This window comes from Bradyrhizobium sp. McL0615 (genome assembly GCF_049993905.1).
In the GTDB taxonomy this organism is placed as follows: Bacteria; Pseudomonadota; Alphaproteobacteria; order Rhizobiales; family Xanthobacteraceae; genus Bradyrhizobium.
In genome coordinates, this window is the sequence record NZ_CP188254.1 from 6,509,859 (window position 1) to 6,531,014 (window position 21,156).

Sequence of the window (21,156 nt, forward strand, 5' to 3'; positions counted from 1 at the left end):
GCGGTGCGCCCCCTTTACCGGGGGCGTTCCTTCGTCACGTCAATCAGGGCTTTTGCTGCAGGATCTTGCCTTCGATCTTCGGCAGCTCTGCGGTAGACGTCGATTTATCGGTGCCGGCGCGGCGGGCCAATTCGACCGTCAGCCGCTCGGCCGCTTCCGGCTGCATCAGGCCCAGAATATCCGACATCTTGCGCGGCGCGATCTGCGAGGCGATGTCGTAGAGCACGGACATTTCCAGCCGGTCGAACACCTTGGCGGCGTCTTTCGGCTTCATGCCCTCATACATCGTGACGATGCTCTTGAAGCGCGCGGCATCCTGCTCCGCCTTTTGGCCTGTCGCGGTCGAGATCTTGGCCTCGGTGGCTTTTGCCTCCTCGACGCGGCCCTCGATGCGCTTTTCGGCGGACTTCAAAAGGCTTTCTCGAATTTCGATTTCACGCGCGCGCTGCTCCAGTTCCAGGCGCCGCGCCTGCAGCCGTTCCAGGATGGCGCGCTCCGAGGGCGACACCGATTGCGGGTTCTGGTCGGGAAACACCACGACGCCGTCTGGCTTCGGCGCGTCAGCGGCGGGGACGGCCGGCTTCGGCTCTTCCTTTTTCTCTTCCTTCTTGACCGAACCGGTGATGTCGGCCGGATCGGCGTTGGCGGTGGTCGGATAGCCGAAATTATCCTGCGCCCATGAACGCTTGGCCGGCTGGCTAACCTGATAGTCGAACACGTATCCGCCATCGATCACGAGGCCGGCGATCTTAAGCACGGCGAGGCCGAAGATCGCGACCAGCACGACCGGAATGACGCGGATGTCACGAAACGACTTCATGCGGCGAGGCCACTGGCCCTTCTGCGTTCGGAGAATGCTTCAGCCGCCGCGGCAACCGCCTTGGCGGTGGAGACCTTGGGTGCTGCCGGTGCTGCGGGTTCGGCCTCCTGCGAGGGCCGCGCCGCGATCGCGATCTTGGACAGCCGGCGAATGACGCCGTCGCCTTCGGCGAGCATGCTCTTCAGATGCCCCGCCATCTGCGTCGCCGCCGTCAACTGGCTGCCGAGATTCTCGTTGACGTCGCGCACGGTGTGCTTGAGGCCGCCGATCGCCCGCTCCGCGATTTCGGTCGCGGTGATCAGTTCGGCGATCGTGGCCTTCAGCGAATGCTCGTCCGCCTTCAGCCGCTTCAGCCGCTTGTTGAGCACCATGCAATAGCCGATCGTGAGCATCAGCAGCACCGCCACCAGACTCTCGATTACGACGCCAAGGGAATGACTCATTGTGCCTCCATCAACTTGGTTTGTTCGTCGGCCTTCTCGAACATCGCGAAGGTGGTATTGGGTTTACGAAGCTGCTTGGTGACGCGAATGGCGACGCGGTCGCCGACCCGGCCCATGCGACCTTCGGTCAAAAGAACGTTGCCGCAGCGGACCTGCACCAGCGCTTCGGGACGCATTTCCAGCGGCAGGGTGTCGCCCACCTTCAGCATCATCAGCTGCTTGAGCGGAATGTCGGCTTCGTACAGCACCGCATCGACCGAAATCTGGGCCTGCGCCACCTCGGTCGCGAAATGGCCTTCCCAGATCGGATCACGGCCGAATTTTTCGCCCATGAACATCTGGAGCAGAACCGGGCGGATCGGCTCGATGGTGGCGTAAGGCAGCAGCAGTTCGATGTTGCCGCCGCGGTCTTCCATGTCGATGCGCAGGCGCACCAGGATCGCGGCGTTGGCGGGCCTGGAGATCGCGGCGAAGCGCGGATTGGTTTCCAGCCGGTCGATCGAGAACGTCACCGGCGACAGCGGCCGGAACGCCTGTTCGGCGTCGGCCAGCACCACCTCGACCAGCCGCTTGACCAGGTTGGTTTCGATCGTGGTGTAGGGCCGGCCCTCGATGCGCAGCGAGGTCTGGCCCCGGCGGCCGCCGAGCAGCACGTCGATGATCGAATAGATCAGGCTGGAATCGACCGTCGCAAGGCCGAAATTTTCCCACTCCTCGGCCTTGAACACGCTGAGCACGGCCGGCAGCGGAATTGAATTCATGTAGTCGCCGAAGCGGACCGAGGTGATGCGATCGAGCGAGACTTCGACGTTATCAGAGGTGAAGTTGCGCAGGCTGGTGGTCATCAGCCGCACCAGGCGGTCGAACACGATTTCGAGCATCGGCAGGCGTTCGTAGGACACCATCGCGGAATCGATGATGGCGCGAATGCCGGAATTATCGTCGAGATTGACGTCGCCGACGGCGAAGCCGAGCAGATTGTCGATTTCTTCCTGCGACAGAACGCGTTCGCCGGAGTTCTTGTTGCCGAACTCGCGGCCGCCGTCCTCGACCATGGCCGCCCATTGCAGCGCCATGCTCTCGGAGAGTTCGTTGGCGGCAGCTTCTTCCGCTGCCGCCGACGGATCCTCGGAATCGAGCGAAGCCTCCCATTGGGCGGCAATCGCGTCCTGGTCCATCTGGTCCTGGTTGCCGGCCATGATGCTAGATCCGTCCCGTCACTGCACGACAATCTCTTTGAACAGCACGGCGCTCACCTGCTGTGGCGCCACCGCGTTGTTGACCCGCTTGGTCAGTTCTTCCTTGAGGCGAAACAGCCCGGCCGAACCATTGATGTCGGAGGGACGCAGTTCACGCAGATAGGTCTGGAACAGGTCGGTGACGCGCGGCAGGTTCGGTTTGATCGCCTCGCTCTCCTTGGCATCCTTGATCTCGAGCACGACCTTGACGCGGAGATATTGCACCCGCTCGCCGGGCGCCCCGACCAGGTTGACCATCATATCGGGGACTTCGACAAAGGACGGCGGCTTTGGCGGCGGCGCTTCGGCGTGCTTCTCTTCGCCATGGCCGCGCAACAGGAAGAACGCGCCGGCGCCGGCGCCGAGGATTGCGACGAAGCCAGCGACCGCAATGATCAGCTTGAGCTTGCCCTTTTTCGACGATTCGGCTTCTGCGCCGTCCGCGCCTTCCGCCTGCTCGTTCTCAGCCATTGCCCCGCCCGCTTCCATCTGGAACGAACGCGGTTGCCACCAGCCTGGGTAAGGATGCCCCCACAACGCGAAACAAAAGCCGCCAGCGCACACGCGCTCTCTACAAGTGCAACGCTAGGGTAATAATGGTTAACGGAACCTTTCCGTTGGCGTTCAAGTAGGAAAAATCTGCCGGGCAAACATGGTCAACAAGACCTTTCTGCCGCCCGCTCGACGCCCCGCAAAACACCTAACCCCTTTGAAATTCAGCATTTCCGCAACTGGCACGGCTTTCGCTGAGTAGCTGGCGTGACCTGCCGGCTTGGGAGAGCCCAAAGGTTTACGACGGGATCCGGACCACGGGCTTGGGAGAGCCAGTTTTCGGATCGATCAAGGGGAGAACCACCGATGGAGAATATGCTTCTCGTCGGACTTTCGCGGCAGATGACGCTGGAACGGCAGTTGGACGTCGTTGCCAACAACGTTGCCAACATCAACACGACCGGCTTCAAGGCCGACCGGTCGCTGTTCGAGGAATATCTGCGCTCGCCGGCGCATGAAGACAATTTCGTGCCGTCCGACCGCCGCGTCTCCTTTGTGCACGACCGCGCCACCTTCCACGACTTCGCACCCGGCCCCTCCGAGCAGACCAAGAACCCGCTCGACGTGGCGATCGACGGCGGTGGCTTCCTGGTGGTCCAGACGGCCGCGGGCGAGCGCTACACCCGGGACGGCGGCCTGCAGGTCAACAACCAGGGCCAGCTCGTGACCGCGAGCGGCGATACGGTGCTGGGCAACTCCGGCCCGATCGTGTTCCAGCCGACCGACAAGGCGATCAACATCGCAGCCGACGGCAACATCACGGTGCTCGAAGGCACCGGCCGCACCGACTCGGTCCGCGGCAAGCTGCGGCTGGCCTCCTTTGCCGACGCGCAGAAGTTGGTGAAGGAAGGCGGCAACCTCTACTCCGCCGGCCAGGGCATCGCCGCCCAGCCCGACACCACCTCACGCGTCCGCGCAGGCTTTATCGAGAAGTCGAACGTCAATTCCGTCCACGAAATGAGCCGCATGATCGAGATCACGCGCACCTACACACAGATCTCGGCGATGCTGCAGCAGCAGCACGACCTGCATCGAACCGCAGTCGATAAACTCGCCGACGTTCCGGCATAACGCTTAAGGAATAGATCGATGCGCGCCCTTTATACAGCAGCGACCGGCATGGCGGCACAGGAACTCAACGTTCAGGTGATCTCCAACAACATCGCCAACATGCGCACCACCGGCTACAAGAAGCAGCGGGCGGCGTTTCAGGATTTGATCTACGACCATGTGCGCCGCGTCGGCGCGCAGGCTTCCGACCAGGGCACCATCCTGCCGGTCGGTGTCGACATCGGCGGCGGCGTCAAGACCGTCGGCACGCCGCGCCTGATGAGCCAGGGCACGCTGTCGCCGACCGGCAACGACCTCGACGTCGCGATCCGCGGCGAAGGCTTCTTCAAGATCCAGGTCCCCGACGGCACCTATGCCTACACCCGCGACGGCTCGTTCATGATGGACGCACAGGGCCGCGTCGTCACCGCGCAGGGCAATCCGGTGCAGCCGACGATCACGATCCCGCAAAACTCCTCGCAGATCGCCATCAACGCGCAGGGCCAGGTCACCGTGATGGTGCCCGGCTCGACCACGCCGACCCAGGTCGGCCAGATCGGCCTGACGCGCTTCATCAACAAGGCCGGCCTCAATCCGATCGGCGACAATCTGTTCACGGACACGCCGGCTTCGGGCACGCCGCAGGACGGCGTCGCCAACACCGACGGTTTTGGCGACATGCAGCAGAGCAATCTCGAACAGGCCAACGTCGAGGTGGTGACCGAAATCTCCGACCTGATCGCCGCCCAGCGTGCCTATGAGATGAACGCCAAGATCGTCAGCGCGGCCGACCAGATGCTGCAATCCACCTCCAACATGTTCCGCTGAGGACTGGTCATGATCGCCCGCACCCTCCTCCTCGCCACCGCCCTGATCACCGTATCGCACGCGGCCGCGATTGCGCAGACCCAGGAAACCTTCGCGAGCCGAAACGTGATTGCCGCGCCCGTGCTGCGCGCCAATGTGCAGGTGTCCGGCGATCTGGTACGGATCGGCGATGTCATCGACAATGCCGGCAGCGCCGGACAAATCGCTATCTACCGTGCGCCGGATCTGGGCACCACGGGCTCGCTGCCGGTGGCGCAGGTGCTCAACACCCTGCGCGCCCATCAAGTGATCGGCGTCGATACAAGCGGCCTCAAGGAAATTTCGGTGACGCGTCTGGCCCGCTCGCTGGAAGGCAAGGACATCGAACTGCAGATCGCCCGCGCGCTGGAGCGCCGCAACGGCCTCGGCGACGCCGCCAATCTGTCGCTGACCTTCGACCGCGACCCCGGCGACGTCAGGCTGGACGCCGGCTTCACCGGCGCCATGCAGGCAACGATCGTGCGCTACGACAACCGCAACGGCCGTTTCGACGTCACCTTTGAAATCGGCAATGATAACGGCGCCGCCGCGGCCAAGCTGCGTTTCGCCGGCACGGCGATCGAGACCGTCGAAGCTGCGGTGCTGGGGCGCAATGTCGAGCGCAACGAGGTCTTGAAATCATCCGACGTAATGGTCGAGCGCCGCCCGAAAGCGGAAGTCGGCGCGGACCCCGCCGCGCGCGACCGCGCGGTGGGCATGCAGGCCCGCCGCCAGCTCCGCGCCGGCCAGGCGATCAAGACCGCCGATCTCGTCAAGCCCGACCTGGTGCAGCGCGACCAGAACGTCATCCTGATCTACGAGGCGCCGGGAATCTACCTCACCATGCGCGGCAAGGCGTTGGAGGGCGGCACCGAGGGTGACGTCGTCAACGTCATGAACCTGCAGTCGAAGCGCACGCTGTCCGGCACCGTGACGGGCCGCGGCCAGGTTTCGATCACGCCGGTGGCGTCTCGCCCGTCGCAGACCAGCGATGCCACCTCCTCGCTCGGCGCAACACAACCCGCGCCCGTTGCCGTCGCTACCGTCAGTTCGCCAGTCGCTCCAAAAGCCGAGTAATGTAAATGTCAGTCATCCGTCTCAACCGCATCATTCTCACGGGCGCCATGCTGTCGCTGGCCGCCCTGGCCAGCGGTTGTTCCTCGATCGACCGCCTGTCGCAGATCGGCGAAAAGCCGAAGCTGACCGAGATCGAAAACCCGACCACCCAGCCCGGCTACAAGCCGGTGCAGATGCCGATGCCGAAGCCGGAGCAGGCTTCCTACAATGCCAACTCGCTGTGGCGGAACGGCTCTCGCGCCTTCTTTAAGGATCAACGCGCGGCGCGGATCGGCGACCTGCTGACGGTGACCGTCAACATCACCGACAAGGCCAACATCGCCAACGAGACCCAGCGCAGCCGCGCGAGCAAGGAAGATTCGGGGATCACCGATTTCATCGGATCCAAGACGATCACCCAGGCAAACAAGATCCTGCCTGGCCGCATCCTGACCACGGACTCGACGTCGTCGAGCGACGGCAAGGGTTCGGTCACCCGCCAGGAAGCCTTGCAGACCAACGTCGCGGCCGTGGTCACGCAGGTTTTGCCGAACGGCAATCTCGTTGTCGAAGGCAAGCAGGAAATCCGCGTCAACTTCGAAATTCGCGAACTGATCGTCGCCGGCATCGTCCGTCCCGAGGACATCCAGAGCGACAACACCATCGATTCCTCGAAGATCGCACAGGCCCGCATCGCCTATGGCGGCCGCGGCCAGATCACCGACGTGCAGCAACCCCGCTACGGCCAGCAGGTAATGGACGTGCTGCTGCCGTTCTAGCCAATTCAGAGCTCCCACATCTCGTTGCGAACCTAGGCGCGACGGAGATGTTCTACCCGGCCTCCGTCAGCTCCCCTGGCGGAGGCCGTGGTCGTTTCGCGATCGCCCATCAGGTCCGGCGGCTTCTGGCCATCAGGGCGAAAACCACGGCAAGCGCCGACGTTGCCGTGTACATCGTAAACGCGTTCAGATAGCCGATCATCATCGCCTGGCGCAGGATTTCCTTCGCCACCCGCGCCAGTCCCGGCACCGTGTCGAAATTCCAGGCCCCGGTCATGCCCGGCACCGTCAGCGCGCGGTTGTAGGGCGTGATCAACTCGGTCATGCGGCTGTAATTGGCGCCTGACGTGCGCACGATCTCGGCAATCGACAACGAGATGAAGAAGCTCGAGCCGATATTGCGCAAGAGGTGAAAGACGGCCGAGGCCTCGGCGTAATGTTTAGCGTCCAGCGTGCCGAACGCCACCGCCGTGATCGGCACCCAGACGATACCGACCGCAAAGCCCTGGACGACGCTATTGATAACAAGCACTTCCATGGTGACGTTGAGATCGAAGGTCAGCATCCACAGCCCGGCCACGGTTTGCAGGCCGAAGCCGAAGGCCATGCTGATGCGCGGATCGATCCGGCTCATGAAGCCGGCGGTCATGAACCCGACCAGCATTCCGACACCCCGGCATCCGATCACCTGCCCGACCAGCGCATCGGGAAAGCCGGCCTGCTGCTGCAGCAACGGCGGCAGCAGCACCATCGGCGTGAAATTCAACATGCCGTAGATCGTCACCAGCGCCAGCCCGATCGCATAGTTGCGGTCGGCGAGCAGCTTCAGATTCAGGAACGGCTCGCGCGCGCTCAGGCTGTGCACCATGAAAATGTAGAATGCGAGGCCCGCGATCAGGCATTCGACGATGATCTCCATCGAATCGAACCAGTCCAGCCGCACGCCGCGCGCCAGCACCAGTTGCACGGCGGCGAGCGCGGTCGCGAGCGCGATGAAGCCGGTCCAGTCGAAGCGCACTTTTGTAAGGTTATTGTCCGGCGGCAGCGTCCAGCGCATGCCGATGGTGGCGCAGACCCCGATCGGCACCAGCATGTAGAACGACCAGCGCCAGCTATAGATCTCGGCGAGATAGCCGCCGATGACCGGACCGAACGCCGGTGCGACTGCGACCGCCATCCCGAAGACCGACATCACCATCGTGTGCTGGCGCCGCGGAAACGTGTTGAACAGGATCGATTGCGACAGCGGCACGATCGGCGCCCCCGCCCCGCCCTGGAGGATGCGCCATAGCACCAGCATCTCGAGCGACTGCGCCATGCCGCAAAGCAGCGTCGCCAGTGTGAACAGGCCGATCGAGTAGACCACCACGCGCCGGGTGCCGAAGCGCGACACCAGCCATCCGGTCATCGGCGTCACCACGGCGGTCGCGAGAATGTTGAAGGTCATCACCCAGGCGATCTCGTCCTGCGTCGCCGACAGCGCGCCCTGCATCTGCGGCAGGATGGTCGACGTCGTCAGCAACGCCGTGCCGTAGAGCGAGGACCCCAGCACGACGGTCGCCATGGTCAGATAGCGTTGCGCCGGAGGCATGAACCCGGCCGCTTTGTCGGCGTCGATTTCGGTGGTGCTCACGCCAATGTCCCCTGCCCCTTTGGCGTTCCCAACGGCATCCCTTGCGCTCTCACGCGGTCCGATTGTAACCTAGCTTACTAGATAATTGCCTAGCTTACCAATTGCCCGGCGGCTACAATTGCTGTCATGCCGAATACCGAAGAATACATTGGCGTCGTGCTCTCCGATGTCGCCCGCCTGCTGCGGACCGAGTTCGATCGCCGCGTGCGCCGGCTCGGGATCACCCGCGCGCAGTGGCTGGTGCTGACGCGCCTGCACCGCCGCCCCGGCGCTTCGCATTCCGAACTCGCCGAGATGATGGAGGTCGAAAAGGCGACCGCCGGCCGCATGATCGACAGGCTGGTCGCCAACGGCTGGGTCGAACGCCGCAGCGAACCCGGCGACAAGCGCGTGAAGCGGGTGTACCTGACGCCGGAAGCCGAACGGGTGCACAAGCGCATCTGGCGGGTCGCCGAAGATACCGTCGAAACCGCGCTCGCCGATCTTTCCGCGCGAGAGAGCAAACAGCTTTTCGCATTGCTGCAGCGCGTCAAGGGGACGCTGGTTTCTGGCGCGGATGCTCCGGCCAAGGGCGCGGCTTTCGGCGCCGGCCGGAATTCCGCTTCGCGCGGGACGCGTCGCCTCAATGGCAACGGCAGGATCGCGTCGTGACGCCGCGCCAACGAAAACTGGCGCTGATTGGCGTTCCCGTGCTCGTCATTGTCGGTGCGCTCGCCGCCTGGCTGCAGGGCGGCCGCCACGTCACCACCGAAAACGCTTACGTCAAGGCTGATATCACCCAGATCGCCAGTGAAATTCCCGGCCGCATCATAGAGGTTCGGATCAGGGACCACTCGATCGTCAAGGCGGATGAATTGCTGGTGCGTCTCGATCCCGCCCCCTATCAGCTTGCGCTGGCCAAGGCCGAGGCCGACGCCGATTCAGCACGCTCGGCCGTCGAACAGCTCAAGGCGAGCCTGCGCGAGATCAGGGCCGAAACCAAAGAGGCCGAGAACAAGCTGACGTTCCTGCAGGCGCAAGCCCAGCGGGCGCGCGATCTGTCAGGGCGCGGCGTGACATCGGCCGTGAAACTCGAGCAAACCAACAGCGAGGAGCAGGAAGGTCTGGATCGCGTAGCCGTGCTGCATCAGCGCATCGCCCGCGTCGAAGCGGCGCTCGGTGGCAAGCCGGACCGGCCGACTGACGAATTTGCCGCTGTCCGCGAGAAGCTGGCGTTGCGCGATCGTGCAGCGCTCGATCTCGCCTATACCGAGATCAAGGCGCCGCGGGCCGGCGTCGTGGTCAATTTCAGGCTCCAGCTTGGTGAGCAGGTCAAGGCGCAGACGCCGCTGTTTGCGATGGTCGCCGATCGCAGGCCCTGGTTGGAGGCCAACTTCAAGGAAACGGATCTCACCCACGTCATCGTCGGGCAAAGGGCAAAGGTAGTGCTCGACATGCATCCCGACGTCACCTGGGATGCCGAGGTGGAAAGCATCAGTCCGGCAACCGGCGCCGAGTTCGCGATTCTGCCGGCGCAGAATGCTTCCGGAAACTGGGTCAAGGTCGTGCAGCGCCTGCCGGTGCGGCTGCGGTTGATCGAACGTCCCGGCGAGCCGCCCTTGCGCGCCGGCATGACCGCCTATGTGAGTATCGACACCGGTCGCACCCGAAGCCTCGCCGGCATATTCGGCAACGGCGCCGCCATCGCCGCGCGTCCGACATCGCAGGATACGATCAAGACAGAGTGACCTTCGGCCGGGACCGCGCGATTTTAGTGTGAACGATGATGGCGCAGGCGGTTCCTGTCGATGAACGAGGCGTTGACGCTGAAATAACGATTTTCTGTGCAATACGCCATCCGGCCCGAAGCCGTCGCCTGGCACTGGGCTCTGGTTGTGAAGATGCACTCGCCGGCTCCGCCAGCGTATTCGTCACCCTGAATGCAATAAGGATAATCGTTCGCTGAAGCCGGGCTTGGTCCGGCCGAGAACACAACTGCCGATGTCACGAAGGCAAAAAATACTGCACGCATGTTTTCCTCCTATGTTGCCACGGCATTGTCAGGCTCCGTCCCGGCATCGACGCGTAACCTATTTCACAATGTGCGCGTCACTGTTTGTTGATGATGGCTCCTGTTCGAGACATGTGTGCTGTCGGCTTTCGATGATCGGCGAAAGCCTTCAATCGACCGGAGCACCCTGTGCTGCGTCGATCCGTAGCCCTCCCCATTTGGAACGTTTCCACGCACCTCTCGTTTCCCTTCCTCAAACTCATCAGGAGGAAAACAATGTCTTTGGAAGCAGACGAAACCGGCAACCTGATTGGCAGCGACAAGGTCGAAGGAACGGCGGTCTATGGCGCCGATAATAACAAGATCGGTTCGATCGAGCGCGTCATGATCGACAAGAAGAGCGGCAGGGTGTCCTACGCCGTGCTCTCCTTCGGCGGCTTTCTCGGCATCGGCGACGACCATTATCCGCTGCCCTGGCAATCGCTGAAATACGACACCTCGCTCGGCGGCTACGTCACCGGCGTGACGGAAGCGCAGCTCAAGGGCGCGCCGCATTATGGCAACGACAATGCCTGGAACTGGGGCGACCCGACCAGGACCCGTGCCGTCAACGACTATTACGGCGTCGCGATCTGATCGCGGTCACACCTTGACTTCCGAAGGGCCCGCCTCGACAGCGGGCCCTTCGCGAACGCCGGCGCGTTCTTCACTCGGCGGAGAACTATTCCTGCTGCTTTGCGTTGGGGTCTGCGGGAGCAGAGCAATGGGAAAATTCTTCCTGATCATTATCGCCATAAGCGTCGCCATTTTGCTGGCGATGAGCGCGTATGTCATCAGCCTGTGACGGCGATGCGATTGCCAGCAGCCTGACCAAGAGCGCCGGTTACGGCATGGTATGTTGAGATCGTGATGGACGATGCGAAGCGGCAGCGCCGGGTGCGCAAGTTTGTCGCAGGAAGGTCTGCCCCAATCGCGCAAAGGTCCGCAAACGCTGCGCCAGCTTCCGGCGGCAGCACATGCCCGCCCGACACGATTGGTTAACGAAGTTGCGGGCAGCAATATAGGGTTGGACCTGGCATCCGCTATCAGCCCTACGCCGGTGAACCGTCTTCTACCCAGCCTGGTTTTCGATTAACCATCAGTTCCCCGGCGTAACCGGCGTGTGCCTGCTGCCAATGCACACGGGCTGCGCGTGCCCCAGCAGACTCGTCATCCCTGCGCCCTCTTTCTTTTTTGAGGGAACCAGTTAGCATGACGCGGGGTGAGGCGAGCCGCGGTAACGCGAAACACAGCCAGTTGCCATTCGTGCTCGCAGGCAGGCGATCGGGTATTCCAGAGACAGTAGTGATGGACACGACAGGTCGCGGCGTATTGGATACCCCGCAAGGGCGGGGTATGACGATCTCCTGTGCGGCGATGCTTCTCCTCCTTGTGATCCTCATCCCGGCCTCGCCGGCGTTCGCCGAACCATGCAGCAGGCCGGCGGCACGCTCCAAGATCGTTGAGGCGCTCCCGCTCGCTTCGGAACAGCGGCCGGTCAATATCACATTCCGCACCCATGCCGACGGCGTGAAGCTGTCGCTTGGCCTCAAGTCGAAATATCCCGACGATATGACCATCATTCTGCAGCATGACTTCGAGCAGTTGAACATCAAGGAGGACCGCTTCGAAGTCTTGCTGCGACTCATGGGGGCTCGGGAACGCCTCTCCGTGCCGTTCGCTGCGATCAAGGCCTTCTGGGATAAATCCGAGCTGAAGTGCTCTGACGGCTGATTCGTCACTGCGGCATCGCGCGCCGAATCAGGGCGCAGAGCCCTGTCATACGCGCAATCGGATGTTCGACGAACAGTCGGCAGGAAGCCAGCGCGCCCTGCAGCGTATCCGGCGGCGTGGCAGGTTTCAGTTGCGACGCGAGAACCGCGCCATGGGCATAGCCAAGCGCGCGAGTCGAAAGCGTCAGCGCGGTCAACCGCCCTTCCCGCTGCAACGGCGCGAGCATGGTTCGCACCAGCGCCAGATATGCAGGCCAATAGGCCAGATGCCGGTACATGCTCGCGATCAATTGCGGCTCGGTGTCTTCGCCGAAGGCGTTCAATTCCTCGACCAGCGCAGCCACCTCCGGATCCAACGCGTCCATCGGCGGCAACTCCGGAATTTTGGTACCCGACGGCTTTGGCGCGGTGCCGGCTGGCTTCACCGCATCCGCAGGCCGCTGTTCGTAATGCGCCAGCAGCGCGGACAGCACGACGAGCGCCAATGCGTTGGTATATTGATAGCTGTCGAGCACATCGCGAATGAGCGCACGTTCGGCATCGTCCACACCGGCAGCAGCCAAGGTGTCAGTGGAGAAGCCGGGCCAGTCCGGCAGCGCGATCGTCTGCCTGACGGCTTCGGCATGCAACGGGGCGTCGCCGAGATAGAGCGGACGGACGGTGGACCACGTCCATTCCAGCGCGCCCGGCATGGTCGCAAGGTTGCGCCAGATCAGGTTGACCACGCTGGTGCCGAGAACCTTTCGAATGTCGGCATAGATATCGGCGATCTCACCTCGCGCTTTGGATTCGAGAACCGACGGAACGCTTTCTGCCATTGCACCCACTCATCCCGTAGGGTGGGCAAAGGCGCGGTTACGCGCCGTGCCCACCATCTCTCAAAATCGTTGCGGGAATGGTGGGCACGCTTCGCTTTGCCCACCCTACGAAATCTACAAGGTTTACCCGAATGTCGCTTCCACCGTGCCCAATCCATCCAGTTCCATCTTCACGCTGTCGCCGGCCTCGAGCCATACCGTCTTCACGAGACTTCCCGTCAGCACGAGCTGCCCCGCATGCAGTCCCTTGCCTTCGTCGACGAGATGATTGGCGAGCCAGGCCAGCGCGTTGTGGGGATGGCCGAGCACGTCGGCGCCGGTGCCATGGCCAACCTCCTTGCCGTTGATTAAAGCGCGGCCCTTGACCGTGAGCAGGTCCGGCGCCTTGGTGCGCGCCACCGCCTTGCCGAGCACGCAGCCGGCGGCGAAGAAATCGTCGGCAACAAGCGTCGGCGCGCCCATCGACTCCCATTTGACGTAGCGGTCGTCGACGATCTCGATCGCGGGATGGTAGGCCTCGATCGCCTCCATCATCCACTCCGCGGTGAAAGGCCCTTCGCCCGGCGACAGGCTGCGCGCCAGCCGCACCGCGATCTCGCATTCGACGCCGACGCGAATGTAGTCGCCGAATCGCAGCTTGGCGCCGCTGTCGTGAACGCCCTTGGCGAACACGCCGCCGCCGCAGGGATGCGGGATGTCGAGATATTGCTGCATCACCGCGCTGGTGCAGCCGATCTTGTAACCGACCAGGCTGCCTGTCTGCGGCAGCAGCAGGTCGTGGACCGCGCGTTGGATCTGATAGCCTTCAGCCTCGGTGTCGGGCACGAGGTCGGACGGGAGCGAGGCCAAAGGCGTGCGATTGCGGCGGGCGGCAGCGATGGTCTGTGCAGCCGCGAGAATGTTGTCCATCGGCGCCACCTCCCGAAGCTGGTCCCAACCTGGCGGCAATTCACCACTATGGTGGGCGCTTTACAAGCGCGGCGGGGTCCCTCCGGTCAAGATTTGACAAGGCCGAGTTTGATCAGGCTTTCGGCGGTGGAGGTGATGATCTCCTCGTTGCCGCGCGGCGTCCAGCCGAGCGCGTTCCTTGCCTTGGCGCCGCTGCAACGCCTGACCTTGCCCAATTGCGCCAGGGCGTCCCGAAGCAACGGGACGCGCGTGGCCGCAAGCCGGACCAGCCAATCAGGCGCCTCCCATCGCGGCACCCGCGCGGCCGAAGCGCCCATCGTGCGCCGGAGCACTTTTGCGATGTCGAGAATCGACAGCGTTTCGCCGGCCACCGCGATGAACCGCTCGCCTTTTGCCGCGGGACTGGTCATGGCACGCAGATGCAGGTCCGCGACGTCGCGCACATCGACCAGGCCGAAATAGATTTTCGGCACCGCCGGCATGGCGCCGTCGAGCAGCGCCTTGAAGATTCCGACCGAGCCGGAAAAATCAGGTCCGAGAACCGGGCCGAAGATTCCGACGGGATTGACGACCGAAAGCTCGAGGCCGCCGCCTTCTTTGGCGATAAAATCCCAAGCGGCGCGTTCGGCGAGCGTCTTGGATTTGACATAGGGCTGCACCTCGGCGCCGCCATCCAGATTGGTCCAGTTCGACTCGTCGAACGGTTGCGACTGCGGCTTGTGGCCATAGGCGACCGCCGCCGTCGAAGATGTGATGACGACACGTTTCACGCCGGCCTCGCGCGAGGCACGGAGCACGCGGAGCGTTCCGTCACGCGCGGGAATGATCAGTTCGTTCTCGTCCCTGGGCACGCCGGACAAAAGCGGCGACGCGACGTGCAGCACGTAATCGCAGCCCGTCGCGGCCTCGCCCCAGCCGGCGTCCTGCGTGAGGTCGGCGGTGAAAAATGAAAGCCGATCGGCCGACGGCGCGCCACCCTCGCGCAGCATCGCCAGCACGTCCTGGCTCCGCTCCGGCTGACGCACCGTCGTCCGCACCTCGTGGCCTGCGGCGAGAAGCTGCAGGATGGTGTGGACGCCGACAAACCCAGACCCGCCGGTGACCAGAACGACGCTCATGCCATTGCCTTTCGCTGGTTGGCCGGCGCACGGAAATCATGCGGCCGGACCTGTAAATCGGCATCTGGGTCACTAGATCGAAATTGGCAAGCAGAATGAAATTCGAGACCGGTATGGAAAACAATACCACCGCGGATGTCGATGAATCCGAATGCGACGGCTGCGCGCCTGATCGCGTCATTCTCGCCGACTTCCAGCGCGCGATTCACGCCATCAGCGGCAAATGGAAACTTGAAATTCTTTTCACGCTGATGAATGGCGCGACGCGGTTCGGCGCGCTGCGCCGGTCGCTTGCCGGCATCACGCAGCACATGCTGACGGTGCAACTGCGCGAACTCGAAAATGACGGGCTGGTGCTGCGGACGGCTTTTGCCGAAAAGCCGCTGCGGGTCGAGTATGAACTGACCGACGCCGCCTATGGCCTGCTGCCGGCGTTCAGGGAACTGCTGAACTGGTCGAAACTATATAGGCTTGCGCCGCGATAGCGACGTCAGCATCGTCCGCGCGGCGCGACGGGCAGCCGTGCGACCCTACTCGTCCCGGTAAACCTTCTCGCGCTTCTCGTGGCGTTCCTGCGCTTCCACCGACAGCGTTGCAATCGGACGGGCCTCCAGCCGCTTCAGCGAGATCGGCTCGCCGGTCTCCTCGCAATAGCCGTAGGTGTTGTCCTCGATGCGTTGCAGCGCGGCGTCGATCTTGGAGATCAGCTTGCGCTGGCGGTCGCGGGCGCGCAGTTCGATGGCGCGATCGGTTTCGGAAGAGGCGCGATCAGCCAGATCGGGATGATTGACGTTCTCTTCCTGGAGGGTCTGCAGGGTAATCTTCGATTCCCTCAGGATCTCATCCTTCCACGCCAGCAGCTTGGCGCGAAAATAATCGCGCTGGCGGTCGTTCATGAAAGGCTCTTTTTCGGAGGGTCGATAATTCTTCAACTTTTCCAAGGTCAGCCCATCTTCACGTGCAAGGCGGGGCGGAAAATTGTCCGTCCGCGCGCGCCTTATATAGCGGCGGGTTGTGACAGACAATATAGGCCCTCCCCTTGGGGGTACCTCCCCCAAGGCCTTGCACAGGCAAAAGTTATCGGTCCGGCCTACCTTTTAGTAGCCAACCGTGAAGCGCTGGCGGATATGGGCCGGGCGCTCGATCTCGTCAGCGAGTGCAACTGCGAAATCCTCGAAGGAAATCGAGCTTTTGCCGTCGGCAGCGGTCAAAAGCTGGTCGGTCCCGAGGCGGAACTTGCCGGTTCGCTCGCCGGCCACAAACAGGGCCGAGGGCGACAGGAAGGTCCAGTTCAGTTCCTTCTCGGCCCGGAGCAGGTCGAGGAAGGCGGCGCCCTTCTCGGCTTCCGCCTTGTATGCCACGGGAAAGCCCGGGGTGGTGACCAGCCGGACGCCCGGGGCAACTTCGAGGCTGCCGGCGCCGCCGACGACGAGGTAGCGGCCGACCTTCGATTCCTTCGCCGCCCCGATCAGCTTGACCGGGTCGCTGGCCAGAAAATGAACCGAGCTGATCGCGGCATCATGGCCGGTGACCAGCCGGACGAGGCCGGCCTGGTCCATGATGTCGCCCCCGGTCGGCGTGACGTTGGCTTGCCGGGCGATTTTTTCGGGATGGCGGGCGATGGCGGTGACATTGTGGCCGCGGCGGGCGAGTTCCGCTGATATACGCGAGCCGGCATTGCCGGACGCGCCGATGACGGCGATTTTCATGGAGGATTCCCTTTCGATGCGTGGACGTGGTATCCACTGGTGACTAGATAACGAAAAGGATGTAGGTGTTAAGAGAGCACTTTTGGGTCACCTGATTACGCGGGAGTAACCGCCGTGAAAGCCACCAATTCGAAGATCCCGAACGCCTATTCGGCCGATTGCCCGACGCGCCAGATACTCGATCGCGTCGGCGACAAATGGGCGGTGTTAATCCTGCTTCTCGTGCGCGACGAGCCGATGCGTTTCAATGCGTTACGGCGGACGATTGAAGGCATCTCGCAGAAGATGCTGAGCCAGGTTCTCAAGTCGCTCGAACGCGACGGACTGGTCCGGAGACGCGCGATCGCGACCGTGCCGGTCACGGTGGAGTATTCGATCACGCCGCTCGGCGCGACGCTCGCCAACGCCGTCGACCCGTTGAGGGATTGGGCGGAGCAGAACCTGAAGGAAGTGTTGAACGCACAGCGCCGCTACGACGCGGCGCGCAAGGATATCGCGGCGTGAATCAACCACCACTGTCATGCCCCGCTTCAAGCGGGGCATCCAGTACGCCGCGGCCTCTCAGTCGAGCACGAGCGCCTCTGGAATACTGGGTTGCCCGGTCAAGCCGGGCAACGACATCCAGAATCTAAAATTGCCCGGCCTTTGCCAGCTCGACTTCAACCCGCAGCTCGATCTCGGACAATACCGAATCGAGGCCGGGATCGCCGGAGGAAGACTTCAGATTGGCCGCGGCATCGCGCAGCCGGTTCACGGTGGAAGCATCGAGATTGCCGGAGAGCAGCCCGATCTTGAGCTCGTCGAGCACGTCGAGCGCGCCCCTGCCCCGCGCCACCGAACGCTTGCGGCGCTCGGTCGGATCCTCGACACCCTGCAGCGCGAGCAGCGCATCGATGTTGCCGGCGGCCTTGGGGGCTGCGGCCGAGCGCGGCTCTTCGGGAGAAGGCGGCGCTTCCGGCAGCGAGAAGCCGGTCGAACTGGTTCGCCGCGCGTGGCTTGCGGGGGATCCAAGCGTGGTGCCGTTTGGTCCGTAGATGCGCATCGTGGTGGTCTCGGCGTGAGAATAGACGGACCTTCGCCTCCTTATGGTTAACGATGCGTAAATGGCCCGGCAAAATCTGCCGACGTACGGCAGTTTCGCCCATCGTGGTGAAGCCGCAGCAGAACATGTCTCCGGCGAACGTTCAGCAATATCAAGCCATTGCCTCAGAAACGCGACATGGCATGACCCTCGCATAGTTAATGCCGGATCGCCGTCATGGGAGTGGCGCCAACGGTCCGATGGAAGACCTTGAGGGGAGCACAGGATGCCCGGCATCCGTTCGGCAAGATTGATTTGGGTGGCCTGCGCCGCGCTGCTGGCGCTGGCGTTATCGCCCATATCCGCGGGCGCGACATCGCGGATCAAGGATCTCGCCAACATCGAAGGCGTGCGGCAGAACCAGTTGATCGGCTACGGCCTCGTGGTCGGCCTCAACGGCACCGGCGACACGCTGAACAACATCCCCTTCACCAAGCAGTCGCTGCAGGCGATGCTCGAGCGCATGGGCGTCAACATCCGCGGCGCCACCATCCGCACCGGCAACGTCGCCGCCGTCATGGTCACCGGCAACCTGCCGGCCTTCGGCACCCAGGGCACGCGGATGGACGTCACGGTGTCCGCGCTCGGCGACGCCAAGAACCTGCAGGGCGGCACCCTGCTCGTCACCCCCCTGCTCGGCGCCGACGGCAACGTCTATGCGGTCGCCCAGGGCTCGCTGGCGATCTCCGGCTTCCAAGCCGAAGGCGAAGCCGCCAAGATCACCCGCGGCGTGCCGACGGTGGGCCGCATCGCCAACGGCGCCATCATTGAGCGCGAGATCGAATTCGCGCTCAATCGCCTGCCCAATGTCCGACTGGCGCTGCGCAACGCCGACTTCACCACGGCCAAACGCATCGCGGCGGCGGTCAATGATTTCCTCGGCGTCAAGACCGCCGAGCCGATCGATCCCTCCACCGTGCAACTCGCGATCCCGGCCGAGTTCAAGGGCAACGTCGTTGCCTTCCTGACCGAGATCGAACAATTGCAGGTCGAGCCGGATCTCGCCGCCAAGATCGTCATCGACGAACGCTCCGGCATCATCGTGATGGGCCGCGACGTCCGCGTCGCCACCGTGGCGGTGGCACAAGGCAACCTCACCGTGACGATTTCCGAAAGCCCGCAAGTCAGCCAGCCCAATCCGCTGTCGCGCGGCCGCACCGTGGTGACGCCGCGCACGGGGATCAGCGTCAGCGAAGACGGCAAGAAATTCGCGGTCGTGAAAGACGGCGTCTCGCTGCAGCAGCTCGTCGACGGCCTCAACGGGCTCGGCATCGGCCCGCGCGACCTGATCGGCATCCTGCAGGCGATCAAGGCCGCCGGCGCGATCCAGGCCGACATCGAGGTGATGTGATGATCGGCATAGACAAGGCCTCGCTGATCAACGGCCGCAAGGATCCGCTGCTCGCCGACGCGCTGACCAAGGTTTCACCTGAGGCGCAGAAAAAGACCCGCGCCAAGGCCCAGGAATTCGAGGCGATGTTCCTCAACTCGATGTTTTCGCAGATGACCACCGGCGTCAAAGGCGAAGGGCCGTTCGGCGATACCACCGGCACCGGCGTCTGGCGCTCGATGCTGACGGACGAATATTCGAAATCCTTTGCCAAGTCCGGCGGGATCGGCATTTCCAACGACGTCTTCCGCACCTTGATCCTGCAGCAAGCCAACCGCGCCGCCTGATCCAAAAGGAAACCCGACATGAACCAGCGTTCTCAGGCCAGCCCCGCGCCCTCACCGGCATCCGCACCGGCAAGAGCGATCTCCACGCCGGCGGAAGCGCGCAAGCTGGCGGAAACTCTGATGGAGGTGATGAGCGGCCTGCTCGGCATCATCGAACGCGAAACCGAACTGGTCCGCGCCGGCCAGGTCCGCGAAGCAATGCAGCTGGAGGAGCAGAAAAGCGAGTTGTCGGGCCGCTACATGGTCGCAGTCGAAAGCCTGAAGAACGCGCAAAAATATCTCACCCAGGTCTCGCCGGAACTGCTGACCACGCTGCGGCGCCATCACGACACCTTCCGTGCCATGCTGCAGATCAATCTCACGGTCCTTGCAACCGCGCACGCGGTGTCCGAAGGCATCGTGCGCGGCGTCAACACCGAGATCCAGCGCCGCAATATTCCGAGCACCTACACCGCCGCCGGCCAGCGCGCCGTCCCCGGTCCGCGGCACATCAAGCCGCTCTCGGTCAGTCGCTCGCTGTGATCGTTTCGGTGCTTCTAAAAAATAGGAACAATTTTAAGTAAAAACTTGCGCGGATTTGAGTGAGAAATTCAGGGCACTCTCTAACATTGTATTGAGAGGTGTTGGGGCATAGTTGCGATTCGAGAGGGGTTGGGATTTGACTCGAAGCAAGCCAGGAGGCTGCCGTGAGTACAGATTTCAGCATCAGGCCGGTGGGGGCACCGGTTGCTACGCCGATTGTGCAGCACGCGAGCGAAGCGGCCCACAAGGCGGTTGCGACAGAACTGCCGGCGCCGCAAAGCGTCACGGCGGCGGATGTGAGCACGCGCGCGCGCGCGGAGTCCGATGCGGTCAATGTTTCCAGATCGCGTCAGGTGGTTTTCGATCGCGCAGCCGCCTCGATCGTCTACCAGGTCGTCGATGTCAGGACCAGCGCGGTGGTGCAGCAGTTCCCCGATGAAGCCGTGCTGCGCCGTCGCGCCTATTTCCACACCCTCGACCTGACCAAGAGCGCGCCCGCGCCTGCCCTTGCCACCGACCGCAAGGCTTGACGCGCTAACCGTCAGGGCTTGCCCGCCAGGCCCGCTGCGAGGTTGCAATTGATGTCGATCAGCGAATTCAGTTTCGACGGATCCGGATTCAATTGCATGTCGATGGTCTGCTTCATCACGAACACGCCGATATTGGCGATGTTCTGACGGACTTCCAGCGGCTGCTCATTGTCGTTGGTCTCCACCGCGCTCATGAAGATCGACCACAGCCGGCGATTGAAGAGCAGCGCATTGTGCATGTTCTTGTCGGGGCCCGCCCAGTTGGCCTGGACATCCAGAAGCTGTCTCGCAGCCTTCAGCAGCGCCTGCGCCTCGATTTCACGGGGGGATGCCGTCGTATGTGACGTACGCGAGTAGGCCTGGGCTGCATTGGACATTCACGACCTCGATGGGAGCGGTGCGCAGGACCGCTGGGGACTTCAAAACTGCCCAACTTTCATACAGTTCGTGCCTTTAAATATGGTTAGCAACGGTTACGCAATGTGACGGAGTCAGGGCATTACCGGGCTTCGTCCGCCTGCTGCACGGCACAAAAAAAGAACGGCGGAGTTTCCCCCGCCGCCCGATTTCGCCTGTGCCGCGCCGGCCGCGATGCCGGCTATCGCGCCGGCGC

The 21,156-nt window shown here is 63.1% G+C and carries 27 protein-coding genes; 14 read left to right on the plus strand and 13 right to left on the minus strand.

Annotated elements, in window-relative coordinates; translation table 11 throughout:
• Window positions 1–43 precede the first annotated feature (43 nt).
• Genes ACPPVP_RS31530 through fliL form a run of 4 tightly spaced genes read right to left on the minus strand, consistent with a single transcriptional unit; the run spans window position 44 to window position 2,972 of the window.
• On the minus strand, window positions 44–820 hold the full coding sequence (locus ACPPVP_RS31530) for a MotE family protein (RefSeq protein ID WP_426527493.1): 777 nt from the start codon (window positions 818–820) through the stop codon (window positions 44–46).
• Window positions 817–1,263: a DUF6468 domain-containing protein gene (locus ACPPVP_RS31535; RefSeq protein ID WP_426527494.1), complete on the minus strand. Its 447-nt coding sequence runs from the start codon at window positions 1,261–1,263 to the stop codon at window positions 817–819. Before ACPPVP_RS31535 ends, ACPPVP_RS31530 begins: the two co-directional genes overlap by 4 nt.
• Window positions 1,260–2,462, minus strand: a complete 1,203-nt coding sequence (gene fliM / locus ACPPVP_RS31540; RefSeq protein ID WP_426527495.1) for a flagellar motor switch protein FliM — start codon at window positions 2,460–2,462, stop codon at window positions 1,260–1,262. The genes ACPPVP_RS31535 and fliM overlap by 4 nt, the downstream gene beginning before the upstream one ends.
• 18 nt (window positions 2,463–2,480) lie before the next feature.
• On the minus strand, window positions 2,481–2,972 hold the full coding sequence (gene fliL, locus ACPPVP_RS31545) for a flagellar basal body-associated protein FliL (protein WP_426527496.1): 492 nt from the start codon (window positions 2,970–2,972) through the stop codon (window positions 2,481–2,483).
• Between the two features lie 387 nt (window positions 2,973–3,359).
• Here fliL and flgF point away from each other — a divergent pair, with 387 nt between their 5' ends.
• From flgF to flgH, 4 genes are read left to right on the plus strand one after another with little or no spacing between them, the layout of a single operon-like run.
• Window positions 3,360–4,124 carry a flagellar basal-body rod protein FlgF gene (flgF, locus tag ACPPVP_RS31550; RefSeq protein ID WP_426527497.1) on the plus strand — a complete coding sequence of 255 codons (765 nt, stop codon included), beginning with the start codon at window positions 3,360–3,362 and terminating at the stop codon, window positions 4,122–4,124.
• A gap of 18 nt (window positions 4,125–4,142) precedes the next feature.
• Window positions 4,143–4,931, plus strand: a complete 789-nt coding sequence (gene flgG, locus ACPPVP_RS31555; RefSeq protein ID WP_426527498.1) for a flagellar basal-body rod protein FlgG — start codon at window positions 4,143–4,145, stop codon at window positions 4,929–4,931.
• A 9-nt stretch (window positions 4,932–4,940) separates the two neighbouring features.
• Window positions 4,941–6,026, plus strand: coding sequence for a flagellar basal body P-ring formation chaperone FlgA (flgA, locus tag ACPPVP_RS31560; protein WP_426527499.1), 1,086 nt, complete (start codon window positions 4,941–4,943; stop codon window positions 6,024–6,026).
• Between the two features lie 5 nt (window positions 6,027–6,031).
• Window positions 6,032–6,784, plus strand: coding sequence for a flagellar basal body L-ring protein FlgH (flgH, locus tag ACPPVP_RS31565; protein ID WP_426527500.1), 753 nt, complete (start codon window positions 6,032–6,034; stop codon window positions 6,782–6,784).
• Window positions 6,785–6,893: 109 nt separating this feature from the next.
• On the opposite strand, the gene ACPPVP_RS31570 is transcribed toward flgH, so the two are convergent.
• Window positions 6,894–8,417: a DHA2 family efflux MFS transporter permease subunit gene (locus ACPPVP_RS31570; protein ID WP_426527501.1), complete on the minus strand. Its 1,524-nt coding sequence runs from the start codon at window positions 8,415–8,417 to the stop codon at window positions 6,894–6,896.
• A gap of 126 nt (window positions 8,418–8,543) precedes the next feature.
• Between ACPPVP_RS31570 and ACPPVP_RS31575 the strand changes: the two genes are divergently transcribed.
• Window positions 8,544–9,068 carry a MarR family winged helix-turn-helix transcriptional regulator gene (locus ACPPVP_RS31575; RefSeq protein ID WP_426527502.1) on the plus strand — a complete coding sequence of 175 codons (525 nt, stop codon included), beginning with the start codon at window positions 8,544–8,546 and terminating at the stop codon, window positions 9,066–9,068.
• Window positions 9,065–10,144, plus strand: a complete 1,080-nt coding sequence (locus ACPPVP_RS31580) for an HlyD family secretion protein (protein ID WP_426527503.1) — start codon at window positions 9,065–9,067, stop codon at window positions 10,142–10,144. The genes ACPPVP_RS31575 and ACPPVP_RS31580 overlap by 4 nt, the downstream gene beginning before the upstream one ends.
• A 23-nt stretch (window positions 10,145–10,167) precedes the next feature.
• On the opposite strand, the gene ACPPVP_RS31585 is transcribed toward ACPPVP_RS31580, so the two are convergent.
• Window positions 10,168–10,428 carry a DUF3551 domain-containing protein gene (locus tag ACPPVP_RS31585; RefSeq protein WP_426527504.1) on the minus strand — a complete coding sequence of 87 codons (261 nt, stop codon included), beginning with the start codon at window positions 10,426–10,428 and terminating at the stop codon, window positions 10,168–10,170.
• A 255-nt stretch (window positions 10,429–10,683) separates the two neighbouring features.
• On the opposite strand from ACPPVP_RS31585, the gene ACPPVP_RS31590 reads away from it, so the two are divergent.
• Together ACPPVP_RS31590 and ACPPVP_RS31595 are read left to right on the plus strand one after the other, a co-directional pair.
• Entirely contained in the window at window positions 10,684–11,043 is a 360-nt protein-coding gene (locus ACPPVP_RS31590; protein WP_426527505.1) for a PRC-barrel domain-containing protein, read from the plus strand.
• Window positions 11,044–11,754: 711 nt separating this feature from the next.
• Window positions 11,755–12,180, plus strand: a complete 426-nt coding sequence (locus ACPPVP_RS31595) for a ClpXP protease specificity-enhancing factor SspB (protein ID WP_426527506.1) — start codon at window positions 11,755–11,757, stop codon at window positions 12,178–12,180.
• A 4-nt stretch (window positions 12,181–12,184) separates the two neighbouring features.
• Here ACPPVP_RS31595 and ACPPVP_RS31600 read toward each other — a convergent pair whose 3' ends face one another.
• The 3 genes from ACPPVP_RS31600 to ACPPVP_RS31610 form a co-directional block, all read right to left on the minus strand.
• Window positions 12,185–12,997, minus strand: coding sequence for a hypothetical protein (locus ACPPVP_RS31600; protein ID WP_426527507.1), 813 nt, complete (start codon window positions 12,995–12,997; stop codon window positions 12,185–12,187).
• 123 nt (window positions 12,998–13,120) lie between these two features.
• Complete coding sequence (locus ACPPVP_RS31605) at window positions 13,121–13,906, minus strand: 2-keto-4-pentenoate hydratase (protein ID WP_426527508.1); 786 nt, start codon at window positions 13,904–13,906, stop codon at window positions 13,121–13,123.
• 86 nt (window positions 13,907–13,992) lie between these two features.
• The gene (locus ACPPVP_RS31610) at window positions 13,993–15,024 is read right to left on the minus strand and encodes an SDR family oxidoreductase (RefSeq protein ID WP_426527509.1); all 1,032 of its coding nucleotides are present in this window, start codon (window positions 15,022–15,024) and stop codon (window positions 13,993–13,995) included.
• Window positions 15,025–15,119: 95 nt separating this feature from the next.
• On the opposite strand from ACPPVP_RS31610, the gene ACPPVP_RS31615 reads away from it, so the two are divergent.
• Entirely contained in the window at window positions 15,120–15,509 is a 390-nt protein-coding gene (locus tag ACPPVP_RS31615) for a winged helix-turn-helix transcriptional regulator (RefSeq protein WP_426527510.1), read from the plus strand.
• Window positions 15,510–15,554: 45 nt separating this feature from the next.
• Here the strand turns inward: ACPPVP_RS31615 and dksA are convergent, their stop codons facing one another.
• Both dksA and ACPPVP_RS31625 read right to left on the minus strand, forming a co-directional pair.
• Entirely contained in the window at window positions 15,555–15,920 is a 366-nt protein-coding gene (gene dksA / locus ACPPVP_RS31620) for an RNA polymerase-binding protein DksA (protein WP_092509290.1), read from the minus strand.
• Window positions 15,921–16,121: 201 nt separating this feature from the next.
• Entirely contained in the window at window positions 16,122–16,733 is a 612-nt protein-coding gene (locus tag ACPPVP_RS31625) for an NAD(P)-dependent oxidoreductase (RefSeq protein WP_426527511.1), read from the minus strand.
• Window positions 16,734–16,847: 114 nt separating this feature from the next.
• Here ACPPVP_RS31625 and ACPPVP_RS31630 point away from each other — a divergent pair, with 114 nt between their 5' ends.
• Window positions 16,848–17,237, plus strand: a complete 390-nt coding sequence (locus ACPPVP_RS31630; protein WP_426527512.1) for a winged helix-turn-helix transcriptional regulator — start codon at window positions 16,848–16,850, stop codon at window positions 17,235–17,237.
• A 124-nt stretch (window positions 17,238–17,361) separates the two neighbouring features.
• On the opposite strand, the gene ACPPVP_RS31635 is transcribed toward ACPPVP_RS31630, so the two are convergent.
• On the minus strand, window positions 17,362–17,775 hold the full coding sequence (locus ACPPVP_RS31635) for a flagellar assembly protein FliX (protein ID WP_426527513.1): 414 nt from the start codon (window positions 17,773–17,775) through the stop codon (window positions 17,362–17,364).
• A gap of 265 nt (window positions 17,776–18,040) precedes the next feature.
• Here ACPPVP_RS31635 and ACPPVP_RS31640 point away from each other — a divergent pair, with 265 nt between their 5' ends.
• The 4 genes from ACPPVP_RS31640 to ACPPVP_RS31655 all read left to right on the plus strand — a co-directional run bounded on the left by ACPPVP_RS31640 (window position 18,041) and on the right by ACPPVP_RS31655 (window position 20,543).
• Window positions 18,041–19,165, plus strand: coding sequence for a flagellar basal body P-ring protein FlgI (locus ACPPVP_RS31640; protein WP_426527514.1), 1,125 nt, complete (start codon window positions 18,041–18,043; stop codon window positions 19,163–19,165).
• Window positions 19,165–19,491, plus strand: a complete 327-nt coding sequence (flgJ, locus tag ACPPVP_RS31645; RefSeq protein WP_426527515.1) for a flagellar assembly peptidoglycan hydrolase FlgJ — start codon at window positions 19,165–19,167, stop codon at window positions 19,489–19,491. Before ACPPVP_RS31640 ends, flgJ begins: the two co-directional genes overlap by 1 nt.
• Window positions 19,492–19,509: 18 nt before the next feature.
• Window positions 19,510–20,013, plus strand: a complete 504-nt coding sequence (locus tag ACPPVP_RS31650; protein ID WP_426527516.1) for a hypothetical protein — start codon at window positions 19,510–19,512, stop codon at window positions 20,011–20,013.
• A 164-nt stretch (window positions 20,014–20,177) separates the two neighbouring features.
• Window positions 20,178–20,543 carry a hypothetical protein gene (locus ACPPVP_RS31655; protein WP_426527517.1) on the plus strand — a complete coding sequence of 122 codons (366 nt, stop codon included), beginning with the start codon at window positions 20,178–20,180 and terminating at the stop codon, window positions 20,541–20,543.
• Window positions 20,544–20,554: 11 nt separating this feature from the next.
• On the opposite strand, the gene flaF is transcribed toward ACPPVP_RS31655, so the two are convergent.
• Window positions 20,555–20,920, minus strand: coding sequence for a flagellar biosynthesis regulator FlaF (flaF, locus tag ACPPVP_RS31660; RefSeq protein WP_426527518.1), 366 nt, complete (start codon window positions 20,918–20,920; stop codon window positions 20,555–20,557).
• Window positions 20,921–21,156: the final 236 nt, after the last annotated feature.